The 23,336-nt window shown below is 33.1% G+C and carries 19 protein-coding genes; 3 read left to right on the top strand and 16 right to left on the bottom strand.

Annotated features, from left to right (window positions below; translation table 11 throughout):
* Positions 1-297: 297 nt before the first annotated feature.
* Complete coding sequence (gene argF, locus ACM6UH_RS02160) at positions 298-1,365, bottom strand: ornithine carbamoyltransferase (protein WP_170178157.1); 1,068 nt, start codon at positions 1,363-1,365, stop codon at positions 298-300.
* Positions 1,366-1,959: 594 nt separating this feature from the next.
* A complete protein-coding gene (locus ACM6UH_RS02155; protein WP_011302222.1) occupies positions 1,960-3,213 on the bottom strand; it encodes an MFS transporter in 1,254 nt (417 codons plus the stop codon).
* 393 nt (positions 3,214-3,606) lie between these two features.
* On the opposite strand from ACM6UH_RS02155, the gene ACM6UH_RS02150 reads away from it, so the two are divergent.
* Together ACM6UH_RS02150 and ACM6UH_RS02145 are read left to right on the top strand one after the other, a co-directional pair.
* A complete protein-coding gene (locus ACM6UH_RS02150) occupies positions 3,607-5,196 on the top strand; it encodes an L-lactate permease (protein WP_011302221.1) in 1,590 nt (529 codons plus the stop codon).
* Positions 5,197-5,436: 240 nt separating this feature from the next.
* The gene (locus ACM6UH_RS02145) at positions 5,437-6,096 is read left to right on the top strand and encodes a glyoxalase/bleomycin resistance/dioxygenase family protein (RefSeq protein WP_047504718.1); all 660 of its coding nucleotides are present in this window, start codon (positions 5,437-5,439) and stop codon (positions 6,094-6,096) included.
* Positions 6,097-6,193: 97 nt separating this feature from the next.
* On the opposite strand, the gene ACM6UH_RS02140 is transcribed toward ACM6UH_RS02145, so the two are convergent.
* The 4 genes from ACM6UH_RS02140 to ACM6UH_RS02125 form a co-directional block, all read right to left on the bottom strand.
* Positions 6,194-6,643 (bottom strand): hypothetical protein, encoded by a 450-nt coding sequence (locus ACM6UH_RS02140; protein WP_306462266.1) that lies wholly within the window; start codon positions 6,641-6,643, stop codon positions 6,194-6,196.
* A gap of 94 nt (positions 6,644-6,737) precedes the next feature.
* Positions 6,738-7,322 carry a TetR/AcrR family transcriptional regulator gene (locus tag ACM6UH_RS02135; protein ID WP_011302218.1) on the bottom strand — a complete coding sequence of 195 codons (585 nt, stop codon included), beginning with the start codon at positions 7,320-7,322 and terminating at the stop codon, positions 6,738-6,740.
* Positions 7,323-7,488: 166 nt separating this feature from the next.
* Positions 7,489-8,028, bottom strand: coding sequence for an NADPH-dependent FMN reductase (gene ssuE, locus ACM6UH_RS02130; RefSeq protein WP_011302217.1), 540 nt, complete (start codon positions 8,026-8,028; stop codon positions 7,489-7,491).
* A gap of 229 nt (positions 8,029-8,257) precedes the next feature.
* The gene (locus ACM6UH_RS02125; RefSeq protein ID WP_047504721.1) at positions 8,258-8,650 is read right to left on the bottom strand and encodes a DUF1398 family protein; all 393 of its coding nucleotides are present in this window, start codon (positions 8,648-8,650) and stop codon (positions 8,258-8,260) included.
* 210 nt (positions 8,651-8,860) lie between these two features.
* Between ACM6UH_RS02125 and ACM6UH_RS02120 the strand changes: the two genes are divergently transcribed.
* A complete protein-coding gene (locus tag ACM6UH_RS02120; protein WP_011302215.1) occupies positions 8,861-10,093 on the top strand; it encodes an ArgE/DapE family deacylase in 1,233 nt (410 codons plus the stop codon).
* A 317-nt stretch (positions 10,094-10,410) separates the two neighbouring features.
* On the opposite strand, the gene argB is transcribed toward ACM6UH_RS02120, so the two are convergent.
* The 10 genes from argB to ACM6UH_RS02070 all read right to left on the bottom strand — a co-directional run bounded on the left by argB (position 10,411) and on the right by ACM6UH_RS02070 (position 23,163).
* The gene (argB, locus tag ACM6UH_RS02115) at positions 10,411-11,172 is read right to left on the bottom strand and encodes an acetylglutamate kinase (protein ID WP_011302214.1); all 762 of its coding nucleotides are present in this window, start codon (positions 11,170-11,172) and stop codon (positions 10,411-10,413) included.
* A 12-nt stretch (positions 11,173-11,184) separates the two neighbouring features.
* Entirely contained in the window at positions 11,185-12,423 is a 1,239-nt protein-coding gene (gene argJ, locus ACM6UH_RS02110; protein WP_011302213.1) for a bifunctional glutamate N-acetyltransferase/amino-acid acetyltransferase ArgJ, read from the bottom strand.
* 23 nt (positions 12,424-12,446) lie between these two features.
* Complete coding sequence (gene argC / locus ACM6UH_RS02105; RefSeq protein ID WP_047504723.1) at positions 12,447-13,478, bottom strand: N-acetyl-gamma-glutamyl-phosphate reductase; 1,032 nt, start codon at positions 13,476-13,478, stop codon at positions 12,447-12,449.
* 44 nt (positions 13,479-13,522) lie between these two features.
* On the bottom strand, positions 13,523-14,707 hold the full coding sequence (gene rocD, locus ACM6UH_RS02100) for an ornithine--oxo-acid transaminase (RefSeq protein WP_047504725.1): 1,185 nt from the start codon (positions 14,705-14,707) through the stop codon (positions 13,523-13,525).
* Between the two features lie 457 nt (positions 14,708-15,164).
* Positions 15,165-16,808, bottom strand: a complete 1,644-nt coding sequence (locus ACM6UH_RS02095; RefSeq protein ID WP_047504728.1) for an APC family permease — start codon at positions 16,806-16,808, stop codon at positions 15,165-15,167.
* 490 nt (positions 16,809-17,298) lie between these two features.
* Entirely contained in the window at positions 17,299-18,642 is a 1,344-nt protein-coding gene (locus ACM6UH_RS02090) for a gluconate:H+ symporter (protein WP_225791771.1), read from the bottom strand.
* A 199-nt stretch (positions 18,643-18,841) separates the two neighbouring features.
* Entirely contained in the window at positions 18,842-19,510 is a 669-nt protein-coding gene (locus ACM6UH_RS02085; RefSeq protein ID WP_011302207.1) for an ABC transporter ATP-binding protein, read from the bottom strand.
* A 10-nt stretch (positions 19,511-19,520) separates the two neighbouring features.
* Positions 19,521-20,444, bottom strand: coding sequence for an ABC transporter permease (locus tag ACM6UH_RS02080; RefSeq protein ID WP_011302206.1), 924 nt, complete (start codon positions 20,442-20,444; stop codon positions 19,521-19,523).
* Complete coding sequence (locus tag ACM6UH_RS02075) at positions 20,441-21,607, bottom strand: ABC transporter permease (RefSeq protein ID WP_048787090.1); 1,167 nt, start codon at positions 21,605-21,607, stop codon at positions 20,441-20,443. Before ACM6UH_RS02075 ends, ACM6UH_RS02080 begins: the two co-directional genes overlap by 4 nt.
* A 50-nt stretch (positions 21,608-21,657) precedes the next feature.
* Complete coding sequence (locus ACM6UH_RS02070; RefSeq protein ID WP_011302204.1) at positions 21,658-23,163, bottom strand: DUF6583 family protein; 1,506 nt, start codon at positions 23,161-23,163, stop codon at positions 21,658-21,660.
* Positions 23,164-23,336 lie beyond the last annotated feature (173 nt).

The raw sequence follows: 23,336 nt of genomic DNA, 5'->3' as shown, positions 1-23,336 counted from the left end.
TACTTTCAACTTCCTTCATTTCAACGAAAGTCACACCTTAACTTCATTTTTAAATTTGAAGATAAAAAAACAACCAACAAATTAAATTTGTTGGTTGTTTACAAGTAGAAACGTCAATCTATTTCATAATAAAATGCTAACACTATCTATGCATTAAATTAAGTTGGCCTTTACATGTTCAATTCAGTCATCTACTGACTAATCGTAGGAAAAGAGTGTAAGACATTTCTTTTGTCCCAGGCTCCATCCTTTTTATAGTAGCATTACAAAACCTCTTCATAATACTTAACATCTAATTTAAAAAATATCACCCAGTGTTACAGCCATAATTGCTTTAATAGAGTGTAATCTATTTTCTGATTGGTCAAAAATGACAGCATGTTCACCTTTAAATACGTCATCTGAAATTTCCATTTCAGTTAAGCCATACGTTTCGTAAATTTGTTGTCCTACTTGTGTATTTACATCATGAAATGCAGGTAAGCAATGTAATACGATAACATCTGGATTCATTGTGTTGATCAGCATCTCTTTGTTTACTTGATAAGGTAATAATTGATTGATACGCGGTTCTAATACCGATTGATCTTCACCCATTGAAAACCAAACATCTGTGTATATTGCATCTGTTTGATAGATTGCTTGTTGAATATCATCTGTAATCAATATATCGCTCGATGATTCAGCAGCATATTTTTGTGCCATAACTTGAATATCTTCATCCGGTTGTAACGCTTTTGGTGCGGCTACATGTATGTTCACACCTAAAATTGCACCCGTAATAAGTAAATCATGAGCTACGTTATTTCTAGCATCACCGACATAAGTCAATGTTTTACCTTGTAATGTTCCCCAGTGTTCTTTTAATGTGAAAAAATCTGCAATCATTTGAGTTGGGTGCCATTCATTAGTGAGCCCATTCCATACTGGTACACCTGCATTTTTAGCAAGTGCTTCTACATCTTTCTGATGATGACCTCTAAATTCAATACCATCATACATTCTACCTAGAACTTTGGCAGTATCTTCTGAGGATTCTTTAACTCCTAAATGAATATCACCTTGCCCAAAGTATTCTGGATAAGCGCCTAAATCATATGCTGCCACACTAAATGCTGAACGCGTTCTAGTAGAAGGTTTTTCAAATAAGAATGCCAAATTTTTCCCTTTTAAATACGGGTGTGGAATACCACGCTTTTTCTTTTCTTTTAATTCACCAGTAAAATCAATTAAAGTATGTAACTCATCTGCTGAAAAATCACATGTCTTCAAAAAGTCTTTACCCTTGAATAATGCTAGCTTGTTTAATGCTGTTGTGTACGCCCCATTTTCATCACTCCAATGTTTTATAAGATTTATATACATAATAAAGGTATTTAAATGATATTTCAAGTATATTTATACTAAAAAATGAATATTATTTAATTTTATATACATTGACAGCTTTTTTCAATTTTAAAAAAAGTTAAAGTCTCTTAAACAATAACGTCGAAAATCTCGTCATTTAAGCATTGAAAATATCTGAAAATAAACAGTTGTGAACTTTAAATTTCAAGTTATGCGTTACATATCTTTTATTATCAAAATGGTTGTATATTGGGAATGTAATCATTTATCTCACGGAGGTGAATTATTATGTTTAAAGATATTGTAGCTGTAATTAAACAAATCGTAGCACAATTTGTTTCAGGCGGTTTCCAAGAAAAATAAAGCATTTATTTCCACTCCACCTCAAAAAATTCCATAATCACCCTTTTAATCAGAAATGAATTTTCGAATCAGTCGTTGATCATCAATTTGATTCAAAGCCTATGAGACACCCCTTATATTTCATAGGCTTTTTTATAAATTTCGTTATATTTCAATATCTATTCAATTTATTTAATTATTACCTATGAAAAAAGACCATGACATCTATAGATATCACGGCCTTGTTCATTATATGTTATCCATCGGATTTTAAGTTGCTTCTTTTTCGTTCAAAATACCACGCTCTTCTGGTGTTTTTAAAAAACGAGTCATAATCGCACTTGCTACATAAAGTCCAAATATAAGATACATCATACCTTGTACGCCAATACTATCGTAGAATAAAGCGACTAATCCAGGTCCAGCAAACACACACAAACCTGCTCCTAAGTTCAATATAGCCATTGCCGGACCTTTATCACCATCATGCACAAGTGAAGGCACAAGTGCTGATATAGGAACGAATCCAGCTAAACACATTCCCCATAAAAATCCTACTGTTCCGACAATGAACACATTCCCTGTAAATATTTCAGGTATAAAATACAAGCCTAAAGTAAATACAGCACAACCAATACCTCCGATATAAGATATTGTATTTTTCCAACCAATCTTGTCGCTTAATGCACCAAATATAAGATTGAAAATAATATTTGCAATAAAAATCGTACCCCAAATATTTAACCACGTCGTCGTTGCGATACCTTTCGTAGATAAATATATTGGAAGGAACAACGGAAATGCATATTGTGCAGCTTGATTAATAATTCTTACAATACAAGCAACCGCTACGCGAGGTTCTCGTTTTAAAATTGTAATACCAGCGCCCATCTCTTTCAAATGGGTTTTAAAACCATTCCCTTTATTCTCTATTTCAAATTTATCACGGTTTACAAATACTGCTAAAAATGTTCCAACAATCACCCATAAAATCGCAGTCCATAAGGTGAATATATGACCAAATATTTGAATCGCCATCGAAGAATAAAATGAACCCAGTACACTCAAACCTCCTGTAAATACAAACCAAAACCATCCTACTGCTGCACCTAAACGTTTCTGTGGAGAACGATATGCTACCCAAACTAAAAATGAATAGGCAAATAATGGATACCCAAAACCTCTAATCGCATACGATGGTATCATTAGTCCATAATTCATGGATGGAAGTGCTAAGCCTACAAATATCATGTGACCAATAATATACAATAGCGTTCCCAATAACATTACTTTTCGTGGACCAATAATCTCTACTAATACACCTGAAAACCAAGATCCAATAGCAATCGTTACACCATAACAAGTAGTTAATATAGCAGTTTGATGTACAGATAGGCCATGATCATGTAAGTATGGACTAATCCAGGCTAGCTCCAAGCCATCCCCCATCATAAAAATGAGTACACCAATATATCCCCATAATAGTGTCGGTGGCATGCCCATTTTAGCTAACTTTTTATTCATTCATAACACCCCTATATCTATAAATTTTCATTCCTATGTTATTTCAAATAATATGCGCTTTCTTTAAAACCCTATGCGTTCATTTATTCCAATTAAAAGAAAACGCTTTCATTTATTTCTATTATCTTATTTCATTTTTTCTATTATCGCAAATTTATTTTCGTTTCTTTTCGTTTCTTTGTTTTAATTACTATTAAAAACTGTGTTTACAATTTTAAATTTCCTACAAACGTTTTTACTCTTAAAGTATGTTTTTAAAAATAAATGTCATTTTTTAAATGAAATAATTTATTTATTGGAATTTGAATTTTTACATGAATGCGTTTACAATGAATAATATTTAATCATCATATGACTAGATGATTGTTATTTTTACTTAGGGGGATTTTTTAAATGATGTTATTTGTTGCTTTTAGTGCTGTCATTGTGCCTTTTATTTTTTTAGTATTACTACGTATGTCTGCACTAAAGGGTATGATTATTAGTGCGTTCATTGTCACATTCTTGGGCGTCTTTGTTTGGGGAATGCAAGGCCATGTCATATCGGCCTCACTGCTTCAAGGTACTCATAAAACACTTACCATTCTCTATATTTTATTTGGTGCGCTTGTGTTGCTTAATACTTTGCGACAAACTGGTGCAGTTACACGTATTAATGAAGGATTCAAAAAATTATCAGGAGATATGCGTGTTCAAGTTATTATTGTGGCTTTTTTATTTGGTTCATTGATTGAAGGTGCATCTGGATTTGGCACACCTGCAGTGGTCACAGCACCACTCATGGTAGCACTAGGTTTCAGACCGATGATAGCTGTTGTTACCGCTTTGATTGCTGATAGCGTTGCTGTTTCATTTGGTGCCGTGGGTACACCTGTATTAGTCGGTTTAAGTACATTAAATGACGCAGATAGTTCACTGTTTCAAGCTACAGCTGAACGTATTACAACATTAGATTTACTAAGTGGTATTTTTATACCTATTATATTAATTGCTACTTTGATTATTTTCTTTGGCAAAACAAACAAACTCAAATCTATTGTTGAAATGATTCCATGGCTAGCCTGTATTGGTTTCATCTATGTCGCTTCTTCATTTGCCTATGCCTTTCTATTCGGTCCTGAATTCGTTGCAATTCTCGGTTCACTCACAGGACTTATCGTAGCCGTAGTCACAGCAAGTAAAGGTTGGCTACTCCCTAAAAATGAATGGAAAGACGGTTTTGATGACAGTTATACACCCACAAAATCAGAACATGACATGCCATTATTAACTGCTTGGTCACCCTATTTAATGGTCGTTATATTATTATTACTGACAAGAACTGTACCACTGATTAAAGATTTCACTACACAAGTGTTAGATTTATCTTGGAATCAAATTCTAGGCTTTGAAACAATTTCATCTGATTGGGAATTTCTTTATTCACCAGGCACTATCTTACTGCTTTCTGCTTTATTTGCCATCCTAATACAGAGAAAATCGTTCAAAGATCTATCGCAAGCAAGCGTAGAATCGCTAAATACGATTAAAACCACTGGAATAACATTAGTAGCTACACTTGTGATGGTGCATGTGTTTATCAATTCTGGAATCAATACAAGTGATTTAATCAGCATGCCAGAATATATTGCTGAGAATATGTCTAAATACTTAGGACCTATTTGGTTATTCGTAGCACCTTTCTTAGGCGCATTAGGCTCCTTTATTACAGGAAGTGCAACCGTTTCTACATTGACATTTTCACCTATTCAATTAAATATTGCTCAATCCATTGGCGCAGAACCTTATACCGTCTTGGCTGCACAAATTATTGGTGCAGCAGCTGGTAACATGATTTGCGTACACAATGTCGTAGCTGTATGTGCTGTAGTGAATATGCCAGGAAAAGAAGGCAGTGTAATTAGAAAAACACTCGGCCCAGCCTTACTATACTGTCTCTTAGTTGGTTTAAGTGCTTATATCATTACCTCAATATTCTTTTAATCTATAAATGTATTTTTAAAAGGACTAACCCCTTACTGTTGGGCTTGGTCCTTTTATTTAACTTCATAAATACTTTATTATAATTTAATAATTACTTTTGATGATAATTTAGAATCTGAGCAATTTCAAAACATTTAGGTTATATAAATTCTTAATATTATCATCTTTATTATTATTTTGATAAAGTACTATTAAAATACTTTTTAAAATATGGTTACTACGTGGGGATGGGATATACATATGAAATTTGAAAGTATAACGTTATGTACTTCAGAATTAGAAGAAACGCTACAATTTTATGAGGAAACTTTGGAATGTCCTGTAGAAGTTATTAATCAAGATACTTTCATTGTTCAAATTGGTGAAACACAATTGCAATTTTGTAGGTCTGAAGACGTTATTCAACCTTATTATCACTTTGCAATTGATATTCCATACAATCATTTTTATGACATGAAAGAGCATTATCAAAATATATTATTTTTATTAATGGAAGACGGGCACCATACAACTTATTTTGAATCATTTGTCGCACACGCTATATACTTTAATGATCCATCTGGAAACATCGTGGAATTGATTGCAAGAGTATCCAACATTACAAATGAACCTGAATTTTCTAGAATCAGTGAAATCGGCTTTGTATGTAATGAGACAAATGCTATTTACCAAGCTTTATCGGATTATAAAATCGAAACATTTGAACACGCTCATTTTGAACCTTATGCGTTAAACTTTCTAGGCGATACATCCGATGAAAGCTATATACTACTCACACCTGAAGATAGACGCTGGTCATTTTCTGAGAAACATTCCATTGCGTATCCAATTGATATTAAGACGGAAACATTCCACTTATCGTATGATACGCGTCATCAATGGCACTTAAAGCAATCTTAAATTATTCAAAAATAGTAAATATAAACGTGGAACAGAAATCCAATTTTCTCTAAAAATTAAATTTCTGTTCCACTATTTTTATATCATCGGTTATACTTTATACTTTTTTAGGTTTCGGCCAAATAAAGTAGCTCAGTGTGATTAATAAATCAATCCCTAATATAACTGTCCAAATTTTAATAACATGATAAAGCGCTGCTACACTATCGCCTTGTCCTACAATATTTATAATTAACCACAATAGACCTGTTCCAATCAAATAGGCTAAAACATGTCTTAACCAACTTACAAAATAAGCTTTTGCATAAGCAATACCCGTTTTCTTTTCAGGTAAATTTCCTTCCTTTAAAACATAGTATTTAAAACGTTCGTCTGCCCATTGAATCATTTGTTTTCTAAATGCAATTGAAACGCCAATATATACTGCTGCTATGCCATGAGGGACCGTTGCTTTGGCACCATTTAATAAATCTACACTCATCGTAATAATTAAAATCAAATCAATTACAGGCGTCATTGCAAGTAAAATCAAACCAACTTGTTTCATGCGTAAGACATATCTTGAAATCAAAACTAAAATAATGACAATTCAAAATAATAATTCAGCTACAATAAGTATCATTAATACCCCGTTCATTATATTACCTCCTTAACCAGGATTTCACTTCGCTCTCTATTAAATGTTCAATATCTTCATTTATCATCTGCTCGGGATTTAACAATTTATGTAATGCTAATCCATCCAATAATGCATGCATTTTCATTATTGCTACATATTGATTTAACGATGTGTCGAGTAAGTCATGTTCTTCTAAAAATGACATCGATGCTTTTATTAAAGTAAAGATTTCATTCCCCATGGAATCTTTACCTACTTCATGTAACTCATATTGAAAGGCCAACCAGACCTCCATATCCGCATATCGTTCTTCATCAAGCGGCATAGCTTTCAACATCGCCTGTATGACTTTATCAAGCGGGCTTAGACTTCCGTCGTTATATACCGCTTTAATTCTTCCTCTAACTTTACTATCTACTTCGACCGATACTGCTTTTAACAAATCATGATGGTTTGGATAATAATAACGTATTTGTCCTGGTGTCATTCGTGCTAACTTTGCAATATTTCTAACTGTAGCACCCTTAGCGCCATTGCTTACGATAGATTGCCATGCATACTGTATAATTTGCTGCTTCTTTTTCTCGTGATCTACTACTTTGGGCATATATCAGAACCCCCTTTTTAATACAATTGTATTAATTAAAAACTAAAAAAATAGCCTTTAAAACTTATTTTATTTACTTTAACACATTTTAATACACCTGTGTTAAAACAAAGCATTTTTAAAGACGTATCGCAATTATTTAGATACGCCTTTAAATCAATATCTTTTATTCTATTACTTGCGCTTTATCACTGACAAACTTTTTTAAAGTTTTATTTAAGCCATCTTTCGCTTCTTGATCATAACCATAAGTACCGTCTTCATTAGATGTAATATGTTTGTCTAAAATAAATCTACCTTTATGAATTGTATCTGCACCCAATTCTTTTATAACTGGATCTAAGCTATATTGAATCGCTAATACATGTGCAAATGTACCACCTAATGCGAGCGGGAGGACTGTTTTACCTGTAAATGCGCCACGTGGCAGTAAATCTAAATATGTCTTCACGATGCCTGAATACGCTGCTTTAAATACAGGTGAAACGATAATTATCCCATCAGCTTCTTCAATTTTTTTATGTGTTTTATTAATTGATTCATTTGAAAAGTTAGCGGTAATCAATGCTTCAGCGTCTAATTGATGTACATGTATGACATCTGTCTCAATGCCTTCATCATTTAAATATTTTTCAGCATATTTTACTACACCTGTTAACCTAGACTCAATCTTATTACCACCTGCGATAATTGCTACACTTGCCATACTTATTGTCCCCTTTCATTGTTAAACACGATATATCTATATGAAGCACTTTAGGGTCATTGTTCGACTCGCAACTTTCCCCTAAACAACCCACGTTTAATTAATAATTAAGCTTTAATCTTGCCACTTTATAATCTTTCTACACTCTCTACCGTATCATCAATTATAAATGCTGTCATAGTATACGTCTTAAATATCTTATCTTTTTACTCGTATTTATAAACACATATCAAGATTGAGGTATATTTTCTGTAATGAGAACCTGATTTTCCTTGTCTATATAGGCACATGTGCCAGCGATAATATCAATATGCCACTTATAAATGCCCGCTCGTGCCATTTCATCGCAAAACTTTGGAAAATCCGTTTCACCTGCTTGATGACGCTGCAATATATCTTTTACCAACGCAAGGTGTGTCTGTTGTGCAATGGGTACAGCTACTTTAACACTTTCATCAGTAATTTCAGCTCCATCCTGATGAATATAAGATGTTTCACCTTGTTCTATATTCACTGTATTAACAATGATTCCCATATCTTTAAAAGCTTTAAACAATTTCGGAAAATCTACGCCTGTATATTGTTGGTGTGCTTGATGAATTTTATTTAATGATAACGTCATAATCGTACCTCTTTTACGCTTATTTGCTTACTCTATATCATAGCTTTAAACCTTGTATACAACAAGTTTATTAATCAATTAATCGCACTATTGTAATTATACACAATATATATTTTAAAATTATAAAGTTTTTATTAAAAGTCTTTTCACTTATCAAAATAATTTGTCAGATGTATACTTGTTATAGTTTTTCTAAAGGAGTGGTATGTTATGAGTACATTTTCTGTAGAAGAAAAAGTACAAATATTATCTGATATTGTAGCAATGAATACAGTAAATGATAATGAAATCGAGGTATGTCAATACTTCCAAAATTTATTTGAACAACACGGTATTAAATCAACCATTGATAAAGTTGATGAACGACGCGCTAACTTAATTGCCGACATTGGTGAAGGCAGTCCAGTCATCGGTGTATCTGGACATATGGATGTCGTATCAGAAGGTAATCGTGAACAATGGTCATATGACCCTTTTAAACTTACCGAAGACAATGGTTATTTATATGGTCGTGGTGCTGCTGATATGAAATCTGGACTCGCTGCACTCGCTATTGCTCTTATCGAAATGCACGATGCACAATTATTAACAAAAGGACGCATTAAATTCTTAGCTACTACAGGTGAAGAGATGGAACAACTTGGTTCACAAAATCTCTACGAAAAAGGTTACATGGATGATGTTGACGCACTCATCATAGCCGAGCCTTGTCAAGATATGATGGTCTACGCACATAAAGGGTCTATGGACTATCGTATTAAATCACAAGGTACTTCTGCACATAGTTCTATGCCTATCTTCGGTGTAAACGCAATTAAACCTTTAATTGAATTTATTCAAGATATCGATAACGCATATCAAAAAATATCTAAAGAAATTAAAGGTGAATCTTTAGACTTCACTCATTTGCTCGATCGAATGAAACCTTCTCTACCAGCTACATTTGCTGTTGAAGAAATTGAATCCGCATTACAAGGGCTTGTCATCACTAACACATTAATCAAGGGTGGCGTTCAAGTGAATTCTGTCCCTGAAGACGCTGATGCTGATTTCAATATTCGTACAATCCCAGAATACAATAATGACCAAGTTAAAAATTTATTTAATAATACAATTGAAAAACATAATGCAAATGGCTCAAATTTAGAAAGTGAATTATATCTTGACTTAGATCCTGTACTTACTACTGGTCAAAATAGCCTAATTGACACTGCTAAAACGATTGGCAAAACAGCATTTAATAAAGATTTTGTCGCTGCCCCAATTGGTGGTGTGACGGATGCTTCTAATTTACTACGCGGTAAAGATGAATCTTTCCCATTCTTAGTATTTGGTCCAGGTGAAAAACCACACCAAGTAGATGAACGTGTAGAAAAAGCAATGTACCTTAAATTCATTGATTTCTATAAAGAACTATTAATCACTTATTCAAAAAATTATTAATGGCCTGATTAGCACTAAGTACGATATCCAAGCCATTTATAAAAAAACAACGCATATGCGTCATTCCAGCATATGCGTTGTTTTTTTATTTTCAAATTAACCATTACACTATCACACCAATTCAATCCTACAATGTAAACAGCTGCTGAAAAACACTAACCAATTGCGTTACTTTAATATGTACCACATCGTTTAAAAGCAGCGCTATTTCAAGCATCTACCAATTTTGTTTATACTATGACAAAGTCTTTTTTTAATTTTTAATATAGTGATACTTTGATTTAACGATTTCCCAGGAAATTGCTATTATATTATGCTCACAACACAATCGTTGTCCCAATACCTTTCCCAGTTCTTATCCTTTCCACGACATGCGCTTCGTTACCTGCTGCGATAACTACTTTTTGACAGCCATATTCAATGGCACTGATCGCATCCTGTACTTTAGGAATCATCCCCCCATATATTTGCTCTTGTTCAATATAATTTTTAATATGCTCTGAATTCAATGTGGCCTTTACTTTATTATCTATCATGACACCTGGTATATCACTCAATAAATAGATAGGTGCGTTTAATGTCTGCGCTATTTTGTACGCCAACGTATCTGCGTTAATATTATATAAATGTCTAGAGGTTTTATGTCTGCCGATAGACGCAATAACAGGTATATATTCTTCTGTAAGATGATCTATAACTGCTGTATTAATGTTGATTGGTTCGCCTACATATCCATATTTTTCGTTTAATGGTTCAACGTCAAATAGCTTGGCATCTATTCCATTTAACCCAATACTTTGAATATTTTCATCATTCATTTTACTTACAAGCTGCGGATTCACCTTTCCGATTAATATCTGACTTGTAATTGACATTACTTCATCTGTAGTAACCCTCAATCCATCTTCAAATAATGAATCGACGCCTTGCTGCTCTAACGCTTGATTGATAAAAGGCCCTCCACCATGAATAATAATCGGATGCAAATCCTGTTGCTTTAACTGTGCAATATCATCAATGGTAGTTTCATGTAATTCGGTCAAGGTACTACCACCAATTTTGATAACTATATAATTCATTGCAGTCACTCCTTAAGTTCTGTACGACGCGTTGATACGTACATATTCATATGATAAATCACAACCATATGCTGCCGCTTCTCCTTCCCCGTTTCCAACAGTTGCTTCAATTAAAATATTATCTGATGCTAATTCTTCTTTTAAACGCTGTTCATCAAAATCTACAGCCATACCTTTTTCCAACACACTCACTTGGCATAACGAAACATGGGTTGCGCTAGGTTCTATATATCGCGATGCGTATCCTATAGCAGTGACAATTCTTCCGAAATTCGCATCTTCACCATGGACAGCGGTTTTCACTAAATTCGAGGAGACAATGCTCTTGGCAATTTTTCTTGCTTCAACAACATCGTGAGCGCCCTTGACCTTTACAGTAACCAATTTAGTTGCCCCTTCACCATCTTTAGCGATGCTCTTGGCAAGATAGTGGCATACAAAATTCAATGCATACACAAACTTATGCCATTCGGGATGTAATGCATCAATTTGTGTATGTTGCGCTTGACCATTTGCCATGCATAGCACCATATCATTTGTACTTGAATCACCATCCACCGTAATCATATTAAACGATTGATCGATTGATTGTTTTAGGCAATAATCCAACGTATTCGCATCAATATTGGCATCAGTAGTTATAAATCCTAGCATTGTTGCCATATTGGGATGTATCATGCCTGATCCTTTTGCAGTGCCACCTATCGTTACTGTGGTACCATCGATTTCAACCTTTACTGACAGATGTTTCGTCATCGTATCAGTTGTTAAAATAGCTTGATTGAATGCTTCACTTTTATTATATTGTTCTTTTAAAACGTGCTGCGTTGCATATTGTATTTTATCCATTGGCAAAAACGATCCAATAACACCTGTAGAGGCAACACCAACAAGATGTTGCTCGATATTTAATTGCTCAGCAATCCAAGCTTGTGTATCCAACGCATCTTGCATACCTTTTTCTCCTGTGCACGCATTCGCAATAGCCGAATTCACAATAATGGCTTGTAGTGCTTTATCCTTATTAATACTATCTTCAGTTAGTTTTAATGGCGCAGCTTTAAATTGATTCAATGTATAAACACCTGTTGCTGTAGCTGGGGTCGTTGAATAAATCCAACCAAAGTCCACTTTCTTTCTTCTCAAACCGCAATGTAAACCACCAGCAATAAAACCTAATGGTGAACTCACGTCGCCTTGTAAATCTATATTTAATTGGTTTAATGTATCAATTGTTTCAATGTCTCTCATTTCTTCTCTCCTTTCATCCTACTTTATGGATAAACTGGTGATTGTAGCAATCCAGTGTTTTCTTTCCATCCATACATTAAGTTCAAATTCTGAATCGCTTGACCACTTGCACCTTTAACTAAGTTATCAATCACAGACACGAGAATCGCTGTTTGATTCTCTTCATCAACATAAATACCGATATCACAATAATTGCTACCGTAAACTTCCTTAGTTTTTGGAAATTGACCTAATGATCTAATTCTTACAAATGGTTTATCTTCATAATAATCTTTAAACAGATTATGTAAGTCTTCATTAGTAAAAGCATGGTTTAGTTTGATATAAATGGTTGATAAAATACCTCGAGTCATAGGTACGAGATGCGGTGTAAATGTTACTTTTACTTCTTGTTGGGCTAATAATGATAAATATTGTTCAATTTCAGGTTTATGCTTATGCTTTCCTATCGCATAGGCGCTTAAATTTTCATTCATCTCCGCGAAATGAACATGTTGTGCCAAAGACCTACCGGCACCGGATACACCCGTCTTCGCATCGATGATAATGTTATCTAGCTTTACAATATCTTTATCTATTAGCGGATGTAGTGCTAACAATGTAGCTGTTGGAAAACATCCAGGGTTCGCAATTAATTGCGTTGTTTGTGCATTTACATTTGACCATTCTGCAATGCTATAATTTGCTTCATTCAAATATTCTTGAGAAGCTGCCGTTTCACCATAATACGTTTCATAAGTAGCTCGATTAGTTAATCTAAAATCACCCGACAAATCAATGATTTTAATCCTATTGCTAAGCAACTGAGGAACAATGTGTTTACTCACATTTGAAGGTGTCGCAAAAAATATCACGTCGCATTCAATTCCTTCACTATTTAACGTTTCATAGTGATATGTGAGCTGTTCCAAATGTGGGAATGTTTCCTTTATAGGTTGATCCTGTTTAGAATGCGAAAAGATATATTTTATATTTACATTAGGATGCTGAATTAATAATCGAATTAATTCAATGGCTCCATATCCACTACCGCCAACGATACCAACTTCAATCATTCACTTCATTCCTTTCTGAATATTCGGAAATTTTATATTAAATTTTACTTTTCCAAAACTTCTGTTATGACACGAATTACTTCATCGATTTCATCTTTATCAATAACAAGTGGTGGTGTAATCCTTATAATATTGCCCTGTGTTTCTTTACAAAGCACACCTTTATTTATCATTTGTTCACAATAGTCCTGTGCTGCTACATTTAATTCTATACCTATAAACAATCCCCTACCTCTCACTTCCACGATCAGTTCACTTTCAATTTGTTGCAGGTGCTTTAATAATCTATCGCCTAAGTCTAATGCATTTTGTACTAAATGCTCTTCATTCAGCACGTCTAATGCTGCCATTGATACAGCGCAAGCTAGTGGATTACCACCAAATGTGGAACCATGCGTGCCTGGGGTCAGGACACTCATCACATCTTGGTTCGCTAACACTGCGGATATCGGATATAACCCTCCACCTAGTGATTTACCTAATAAATATATATCTGGCTCTGTATTTTCCCATTCCATTGCGAACATCTTACCCGTTCTTCCAAGCCCCACTTGTATCTCGTCTGCAATTAATAACACATTATATTCGTTACAGAGTTGACGTACTTCTTGTATAAAATGTGTTGGAGGAATATTTACGCCTCCCTCACCTTGTATAGGTTCCAGAATAATTGCAGTTGTTTGATTATTAATTAATTTTTTTAATTGTTCTATATCTCCAAAATCTGCGTAATGTATATTGTTTAATAACGGTCCAAAACCTTTTTTATAACTATCTTGTGATGATAATGATAATGAACCTAACGTACGGCCATGAAAGTTTCCATTCATAGCAATGATTTCTGATGATGATTCATCAATATTTTTAATATCAGCGCCCCATTTACGAGCCATTTTTATGGCTGTTTCCACAGCCTCTGTGCCAGTATTCATTGGTAAAACATTTTCTTTATTTGCAAGTTTACAAATCTTTTCTTCCCATTTACCTAAATTATCACTATATAAAGCACGAGAAACCATTGTTATTCTTTGGCTCTGCTCTTGAAATGCCTTTATGATTTTAGGATGACAATGGCCTTGATTAACTACCGAAAATCCAGAAATACAATCTATATAACAATTGTCTTCAATATCCCAGACTTTTGCACCACGTCCTTTAGCTAAAGCTAATTTTAATGGACTATAATTTTTAGAACTATATTTGTCTGTGTGTTCATATAAATCAAGCATCAAAACCCTCATTTCATAATATTTATTCTTAAAAATGAATTAATATTCATAAATAATACACTTGTCAGATTAATTAGTCAAAGGTTATTTTGAATTTTTACACTTTAAACGAATTGAAAATGTTGTTTTAATGGGAATAAAAAACATTGTTAAATAATTTATTTTAATGAAATTTACTTTTCCATAGAATATCCCATGCATTTATTTTGCATAAAATGTTGTCCACTGCAATATTGCATACGCTTATTGTCTAAGTACAGTCGCATTATTATAGTCATTTTCTATACATAAAAAAGATGGAGCAGAAATCAAATTGTCTCAAAAAGATTTCAGGCTCCCACTCCATTTAAGCATGATCATTCAAATGATTAACTATGTCGCTATTTATATGAAAAAAGCGTCTGGGAGATTTAACAATGTCCCAGACGCTATATATATTTCTACTCACAGAATTAAATTATTCTTCACTAATGTGTTCTGATTTACGTTTTTCACGTAAATCCGCACGCATATCTTTATTAATCTTTTTAGCACGTTTAAAGTAAACACTTTCAAAGTAACTAGACGTACCTATTTTGTAGAAGATTAATGCAATAATGATAATAACAATAAAATCATAAGGGTAATGAATCCAGTTCATACCTTTAAATTCTTTACTACCGATAAATGATAAGAAGGCAAGTACAATAAGATATAAGATAATCCACAAGCTACCGCCAATTTGTTTTTTGGTATTTTTCCAATTCATTTTATATTCATAGAAGAAGTAAATTGGTAATCCTAGAATAATAATTAAAATAACTTCGGCTGTTGTTGGCCACATCGCCCAATATATCGCTAATGAAGCCATCACAAATGAAAATGGTGCCATAAATTTTAATAAGTTTGCTCTAAATGGTCTATGCATTTTAGGTGCCATTTTACGTAGTGAAATCACTGTCGTTGGTCCTGTTAAATATGCCACTAACGTAGCTGTTGATATTACACTTGCTAAAGTACCCCAATCACGGAATAGCGATACCATGACCATACTTATAATTGCATTAAATATAATGGCTACACGAGGAATCATATATTTTTTATTCATTTTCCCTAAAAATTTAGGAATATGACCATTTTGTTCCATAGCACGTAAGACACGTCCAGTAACAGCTACAAATGATACACCTGTACCAAATGGTGAAACAACTGCTTCCATATATAGTAATATAGCTAACCAATTTAATCCTAATAGAATAGCCATATCAGCAAATGGTGAGTTAAAGTTAATACCACTCCAACCATTTTCATGCAGCATTTCAGTAGGCATTGACGTAATAAATGTACTTTGTAGTACTATGTACAGGATTGCACTTAAAGTCAGTGAAATAGCTATACCACGTGCAATGTTTTTTTCAGGTTTTTGAATTTCAGATCCCATATTAATAATTGTCTGGAATGCGTTGAATGAAAAAATAATACCTGATGCTGTTGTTGCAGCAAATATAGGTGCTGAACCGTAAGGCATAAATGTTCCAACTGAATGACCATAGTTCCCAGTGTCAAAACCAGAAATAATTAACATGATAATCGTTAATAAAGGCACACCTAATTTAAATACTGAAATTAAACTTGTGAATGACGTCAATAATTTTACTGACCAATAGTTTAATAATGAGAAGATAATAATAATTACAAATACTGCAAATAAACCTGCGTTACTTATTGTAGATCCATCCATTAAACCAGACGTAAATTTCGCCCATTCCCAAGGCCATGAACTCATATATTGTACAGCTGATACTGCTTCAATAGGAATGATAGTTACCAGCGATACCCAGTTTGCCCAGGCAGCAATGAATCCAAGTAACGAACCATGTGTATATTGCGCATAATTACTCATACCACCTGATTGTGGAAACATCGTTCCTATTTCAATATAGTTATAAGCAATTGAACCTATAACTACAAAACCGATAATCCAAGAAATAATTGCGGCTGGTCCTGCAATGGAAGATGCCTCCCATGCGCCAAATAACCAACCAGATCCAATTAATGAACCTAATCCTAGCAATACGAGCTGTGGTAAATTAATTTTACTACTTTCATCTTTTTGTCCCATAATTACTCCTAATATTTTCTCTTTTATATTCATATCAAGAATAAGTGGCTTTTATACACCTTCTTGTATATGGTGTTATTATACTCGTATAACAATTCAAGTCAAATCAACTTTTCACTACCAATAATTGTATATTTTTGTGTTTTTATTCATAATATTAGCATATTACTGTATAAAAACATCACACAACATAAGTCACTCAAGATAGTGTCATTAATACGCTGAAAGTAGATTTATTCATGTTACTCATTTATTCACATAAAGTATAATGCCCACAACCTTCTAATTTATAACACATATGCTACAAATACCTTTACATCAGTAATCACAAGACTTTGAATCGATGCATTTAAAAATATTTGTAACTTTTGTAACGGTTTTGTGTATTTATACTAAAATAAAACATTATTTACAAAAATATCTTTAAATACTTTGCAAATAATGCTTTTTATGATGTTACACAAATATGAATCATTGTTATTTTACTTTATTATTTTAAATAAATAGATCCAGAATTAAGACAACCATTAATCCTGTTACAGATGTCGTTAATAACAACGCACCCCCATGTCTTAAATGTATCCTTAATAGAAATATTAAAATATTCTTTGAATAACCAAAATGATGCATCATTAACATGAGTAATGGTATTACTACCTACAGCTGTAGCTAATACCATAAGCACAGGGCTGACATCAAAAGTGGGTATCAACGGACCAACGATACCTGCAGCAGTAATTGCTGAAACAACACCTTGACCCGTCGCAATACGGATCAGCGCTGTAATTAACCAAGCCATAATAAGTGGAGAGATATTGGTACCTTTCATGATATCTGCAATATAATCTCCAACATGTGCTTCTAAAATGATTTCCTTAAAAGCGCCACCCGCTCCGACAATGAATATAATAGTTGCAACACCTTTTAGACCTGTTTCAAATGATTTCATCATTGTATCCATATCTTTACCTTTTCTAAGTCCAAACATAACAATCGCAGTAATAATAGCAATGATAAGACTGATTTCCGCACTTCCAATAAATGATACGATTTCATGTAATATCGTGTCTTCGGTAATAAATAAACTGAGTATGGTTGATATTGAAATTAGAATAGCTGGTATTAATGGTACAAATAAACTCAAACCAAAACTAGGCATTTCACTGTCTGTAAAATTTTTTCTTTTTTGTAATAATGGTGGTATAGGATAATCTATGCGCTTCATGAATCTCGGCAATATAATACCCGCAATAATCACACTAGGAATAAAGACGATCATCCCCAAAATATAAACCATTCCCATATCCGCATTGTAAGCATCTACGAGTGCTGTGGGCCCTGCTTGTGGCGGGAAAATATTGTGTGATAAAGTTGTCGCTGCAACCATTGTAATCGCCAATTTCATAAATGGTGTCTTAGCTTCAACAGCAATACTGATGACTAACGGTGCTAAAATCATAAATGCTACTTCATAAAATACAGAAATACCAAATACAGCACCGATGATGATTAAAGCCCATTGAACATATTTAGCACCAAATCTTTCTATAAGTGTTGAAGCGATACGTTGTGCTGCGCCAGAATCTACCATTAATTTACCAAGTACTGCACCAAACCCAATAATTAATGCGAGACTCCCTAATGTAGATCCTAATCCTTCCTTAATTGTATCTAAAATTGCTAACGGCTTCATGCCATTCATAAATCCTACAAGCACCGCTGCGAATATGAGCGATAGGATACTATTAATCTTCAATTTAATGTTTAAAAATAGTAATACTCCTACACCAATAACAAGCGATATGAGCGGCAAATGTTCCCCTAAAAATGACAAATTCGTGTTCCCCCAATCCCTTAAAAATAATGAAAGCGAATTCACAATTACTCATTATAAATTATTTATCGCAAAATAACAACGTTGTTATTATTGTATTAATTTATGTTTCTTCTTTTTCACCTCATTATATACAAAATAATTAAAACCACATCCATCATCACGGGGGTTCTCCATGAATGGATGTGGTTCATCATCTCTATTTATTATTATATACTTCGAATGCCCAATGCTTATCTTCAAGAATTTCCCTATAGAATGGATCATTACCAATTACTTTAATTTGATCCGCTAATGCTTCAACTTCATCTAAGTGGTGTGTCGTTAATATAATGAGTCGTTCCCTCTTCATTGTATTCAAAAGGTTATGAATATCAAATCTGGATTTTAAATCTATACCTACTGTAGGTTCATCTAAAATTAATATTTGCGGATTACTTAATAAACCGATTAGAACATTCACCTTTCGTTTCGTACCACCAGACAAATTAGAAATTGTCATGGTTCTCTCATTTAAATTGAGTTGACGTGCATACTCGTCTATCAATACATTGGATAACGGTGTTTTGCATAGCGCCTTAAAACATCGAATATTTTCATTAACTGTCATATGTTCAAATAGTGCAATATCCTGTGGTACATAACCGATTTTATCTTGTCTTTGCTTTTTTGACAGTTGTTCTCCAAAATAACGTATTTCACCTTTAGTCAATTGTTCTAAACCGGCAATCATTCTTAATAATGTGGATTTACCAGCGCCGTTTTCACCTAATAAAACGGTTAATTGCAAATTTTCAAATGTCATATCTAGGGACTCAAAGATGCATTTTTTACGATAGTGCTTGCTTAAATTTTTTAATTCTATCATCTTATCACTCCTATAATTGTATAAAGATATATAACACCGCCATCAATAAGGCAAATATGACTGCCATAAAGAGCCTATGACTGAGTGTATTTATTTTGAAAAGTAACCATGAAACCCCTAGTTCATACACAATAATAATCACTAATGATTTCGCAAAGAACGTAAATGAAAGTTGTTGTTGAAATATGAATGTTGTTATGCCAAGTACAAGCATTAAAATGAGTGTATGAATCAAAATATAAGTTGTGAAAAGTATCAACTTACTGTATTGAAATATAAAAAGTCTTGTTAACGGACCATTTTGTTTCAGCCTTTGATGCAACACGATTTGAACACTACTAACGAATAAGATAATGCCAAACACTAGGCTGATTGATATAGACGTCTCAGAATTGGTATTTACGACATGGTGAACAATGGCTGATTTGGGCGTGTGTTGATTTAATGTATCGGACACCTTTTCTAAGGACGTCTCTTGACCGTCATCATCTAAATGTTTTTTTACAATATACGGAATTTGTTGTTCATATAATGAACGACTAATCATTTCAAATGTAATATCACCAATAAAATCATCTCTTGCATAAAGTGTAAGTGCCAATTTTAATTGATTATTTTTCAATTTATCACTGTAATCTTTAGGGATATGCATCGCTGCAACCGCTTCTTTTTTACTAACACTTTCATCCAGATATATTGCTTCTTGGTCCAACTTTTCAACTTTAACAAAGTCGTTCTTCTCAATACTTTGAATTAATGTATGTGAAGCTTGGGATTGATCCTGATCTTGAACTGCGACTGGAATTTTAAAAGATTGATTCAGCGATGAATAAGCTGCCCATATCAATAACAACGTACACGTTAAAATAGTAAAAAAAATCACTAATTGCTTCCACTGTTTTAATATAATGATAAATATAAAGGACTGTATCATCGGCGATACCTCCAAACAATGATTACCAATAATATAATAGCTGTTATCACAAAGCTCATATAGAAAGTAATGGGTGTATCTAAGATATAATTATTTAATATAATCTCTAACATTTGATTAGTGACAAAACTAAATGGCTGCACATTAAACATGCCATTCAATAAATGTTTGAAATATATCGTTGGTATAATTTGACCAGAAAATAGAATAACCATAAGTGCAAGCATGATTTTCAGTACGATATTGAACCAACGGAAACTGATCAAATCAATAATGGTTAACCAACCTGTAATCATTAGAATATAATAAACTAATTGAATAACTACAGTTGGCCAATTATAAGGCTCAAAAGTATTGGGCAATATCTGTATCATGCATAAGCATCCTAACAAGGTCCACACGCCAGTATAAAATAGCGTAAATAAACTTCTAATTAATGTTAGCTTTTCAAATGAAAAATGGTACATATGTAATCTGGATTTTAATGCCTTAGCTTGGTTCATTTTTAAAATTGAAAATAGTGATAGTGCAAAAATAAATATGGAGGCTAAATAACCTGTCACTACATAATAGCTCGATGTATCAAATATTTGTATCGGTTGATAATCAAATCCGCCTGTCCGATTTAAACCGGTAAATAATAAATCCGTCAATAATTGTAACTTATCGTCCTTATTGGCCTCTGGTGATAATGTCGTGTAGGTTAACCCTCCACCCATCGATAACATGAGGCGACTATAAACTGAATCAGTCAACTGATTAATAACTAAACTTTTAGTTGACGTTTGATCATATGTATAAACAGCTATAGGTAAATTACCATGTTTATAAAATGTTTTTGTCATACCTTTTTCAAAAACATAATATCCCTCTAATTTTTGTGCTTTCAATAATTTTTGCGCTTGATTTTGATTGTAACGCTGAATACGAATATCTTTACCTAGATGTGTTCCATTTCCCATTGAATTGAGTATGAGCTGTGTCTCCGCCGAATTATCGTGATCAACAATACCTATTCTAAACTTTGCATCATCTTGATTAACGTACTGAACGACTAGTAAGGCAGTTAAAAAAGCACACATCATCAAAATCAAATAGAAAAAAAGATGCCATTTTTTTAATAGAAAAGAGTGGTAAATGCGAAACAATTGAATTGTTTTCATTTAACCACTCCTCTCTCCATTAATATATTACCTTTTTAAATGAGTTATCTTTATTTTTTATCTTTAATATCTTTTGCGATATCTTTTACAATATCTTCAGTGTTGTTAGATATTTCTCGTTGTAGTTTTCTAAAGTCACTATCAGACATTGTATTTAAATCTTGTGCATTTGCTTTTTTAAATTTAATGTCTTCTTTAAGTTTTGTGTCACCTTTAATATTAATCACGACCGTCTCATTATCGATATCTGTTGATAATGAAAGTTCTTGTTTTTGTGTATTATTTTTAGTGTCTGTGTCTAATTTATTATTGAAATCAATTGTTGTTTTATCGTAGTTAGCATTGATTTCAATCTGACCTTTGTCGTTACGTTTATCCCCATCTTGTGATTCTGTATTTGTTAAAGTTGCATCAGACTTACGGTAACCATTATCAAAAGTTACTTTGTAGTTATCTTTATACTGATCGTCTTTTTTAGTCGACTTACCTTTCAGTGCTACTTCTTGGTCATCATCTGTTGTTAATTTATAATCAATCATTAAGTTATCATCATCAACTTGACTTGTCCCATTTAATTTCACTGTTGAACCGTCTTCATCTTTCATCGTTAAATTACGTTTAAGAATCTGATTATCGTCTTCCCATATAACTGATTTCACACTTGGAAATTCTGCTTTATCTGTATCTTTTACTTCTTTTAATATATCATCTAATTGTTTTTTATAGTCTTTCGCATTAAATTGATCTTCTGCAATCGCTTTAATATCTTTGTCTTTTTTAGCTTTTTCTAATATGTCTGTTAAAATGGCTTTTGTTTCACCTTTACTTACATTCATTGTTACTTTTTTAACATCTTTATCCTCACCATTGACCTTAATTGTTACATCGTCTTTTTCAAAATTATCATCGTCTAATTTATCTGTAATCACTTCACTATATTTCTTGCTAATTTCATCAATTTTATCTTGAGATATTTGTGTACCAGATAACAACGAATTTAAATTTAATGAGTCATTTGTAATGCCATTATTTGTCCCTTCAACACTCGATGTTTCCCCAGTGATTTTTTTATACACATCGACAAGTTCATTATTCTTCGCTTTGTAAACATCATCTAAAATTGGAGCTGCATAATATTGATTTTGCTTATCGGCAGCCCATTGAAATTCCCCAATTTCATTATCTGCAACTGTAGGTGTTAAAGCTATAACTGAATGCTCTTTATCCGGATCATGTCCCAATTTAAATCCTAACTTCGAAGCATCTGCAACAGATTTTGGTATATCCGATGATTTGAGTAGTGCTTCTGGTACATCTGCACTTGCATTTAAATTAATTAAATACGACTCATCTTTCATCTTATCTTGAAATTCAAATTCATTTTCAAACCTGTCTTCACCATACGCTTTCATTTGCTTTGCTGTTTCCTGTTCACTTAGTAAATACGTATTTTTAGGTGTGTTCTTTGTGAAATAATACGCTGCTGCTCCCCCAATGCCACAAATCAGTAGTACCCCAATAACGACTGCTATAACAATCTTCACTGTCTTAGACATATCGTTCTACCTCCCCTTAAGTTTTAATTTCTTTTATAATAGCACAATATATATATAATTAATTAACTAATTCTAAAATTCTATCAATTTTTACATCTTTTTTAATAATAAGTATTATATTTATTATTTGTATAAAAATATAATTATACCCAATGTAGTCCTTCACAGTAGGT

Source organism: Staphylococcus sp. LKG4-2, assembly GCF_050955665.1.
Classification (GTDB): Bacteria; Bacillota; Bacilli; order Staphylococcales; family Staphylococcaceae; genus Staphylococcus; species Staphylococcus saprophyticus.
The sequence above is the reverse complement of the archived record's forward strand: the minus strand, read 5'-3'. Positions and strand labels throughout refer to the sequence as shown.

Bases quoted from the DNA above. Each gene is read 5' to 3' on its own strand.
- ACM6UH_RS02085 (WP_011302207.1), bottom strand. From the start codon at position 19,510: ATGATAGAATTAAAAAATTTAAGCAAGCACTATCGTAAAAAATGCATC.
- ACM6UH_RS02150 (WP_011302221.1), top strand. From the start codon at position 3,607: ATGATGTTATTTGTTGCTTTTAGTGCTGTCATTGTGCCTTTTATTTTT.
- argF (WP_170178157.1), bottom strand. From the start codon at position 1,365: ATGTATATAAATCTTATAAAACATTGGAGTGATGAAAATGGGGCGTAC.
- argC (WP_047504723.1), bottom strand. From the start codon at position 13,478: ATGATTGAAGTTGGTATCGTTGGCGGTAGTGGATATGGAGCCATTGAA.
- ACM6UH_RS02135 (WP_011302218.1), bottom strand. From the start codon at position 7,322: ATGCCCAAAGTAGTAGATCACGAGAAAAAGAAGCAGCAAATTATACAG.
- ACM6UH_RS02075 (WP_048787090.1), bottom strand. From the start codon at position 21,607: ATGAAAACAATTCAATTGTTTCGCATTTACCACTCTTTTCTATTAAAA.
- ACM6UH_RS02095 (WP_047504728.1), bottom strand. From the start codon at position 16,808: ATGGGACAAAAAGATGAAAGTAGTAAAATTAATTTACCACAGCTCGTA.
- argB (WP_011302214.1), bottom strand. From the start codon at position 11,172: ATGAATTATATAGTTATCAAAATTGGTGGTAGTACCTTGACCGAATTA.
- ACM6UH_RS02070 (WP_011302204.1), bottom strand. From the start codon at position 23,163: ATGTCTAAGACAGTGAAGATTGTTATAGCAGTCGTTATTGGGGTACTA.
- ACM6UH_RS02080 (WP_011302206.1), bottom strand. From the start codon at position 20,444: ATGATACAGTCCTTTATATTTATCATTATATTAAAACAGTGGAAGCAA.
- ACM6UH_RS02145 (WP_047504718.1), top strand. From the start codon at position 5,437: ATGAAATTTGAAAGTATAACGTTATGTACTTCAGAATTAGAAGAAACG.
- ACM6UH_RS02140 (WP_306462266.1), bottom strand. From the start codon at position 6,643: ATGAAACAAGTTGGTTTGATTTTACTTGCAATGACGCCTGTAATTGAT.
- ACM6UH_RS02155 (WP_011302222.1), bottom strand. From the start codon at position 3,213: ATGAATAAAAAGTTAGCTAAAATGGGCATGCCACCGACACTATTATGG.
- ACM6UH_RS02120 (WP_011302215.1), top strand. From the start codon at position 8,861: ATGAGTACATTTTCTGTAGAAGAAAAAGTACAAATATTATCTGATATT.
- ACM6UH_RS02125 (WP_047504721.1), bottom strand. From the start codon at position 8,650: ATGACGTTATCATTAAATAAAATTCATCAAGCACACCAACAATATACA.
- rocD (WP_047504725.1), bottom strand. From the start codon at position 14,707: ATGCTTGATTTATATGAACACACAGACAAATATAGTTCTAAAAATTAT.
- ssuE (WP_011302217.1), bottom strand. From the start codon at position 8,028: ATGGCAAGTGTAGCAATTATCGCAGGTGGTAATAAGATTGAGTCTAGG.
- argJ (WP_011302213.1), bottom strand. From the start codon at position 12,423: ATGAGAGACATTGAAACAATTGATACATTAAACCAATTAAATATAGAT.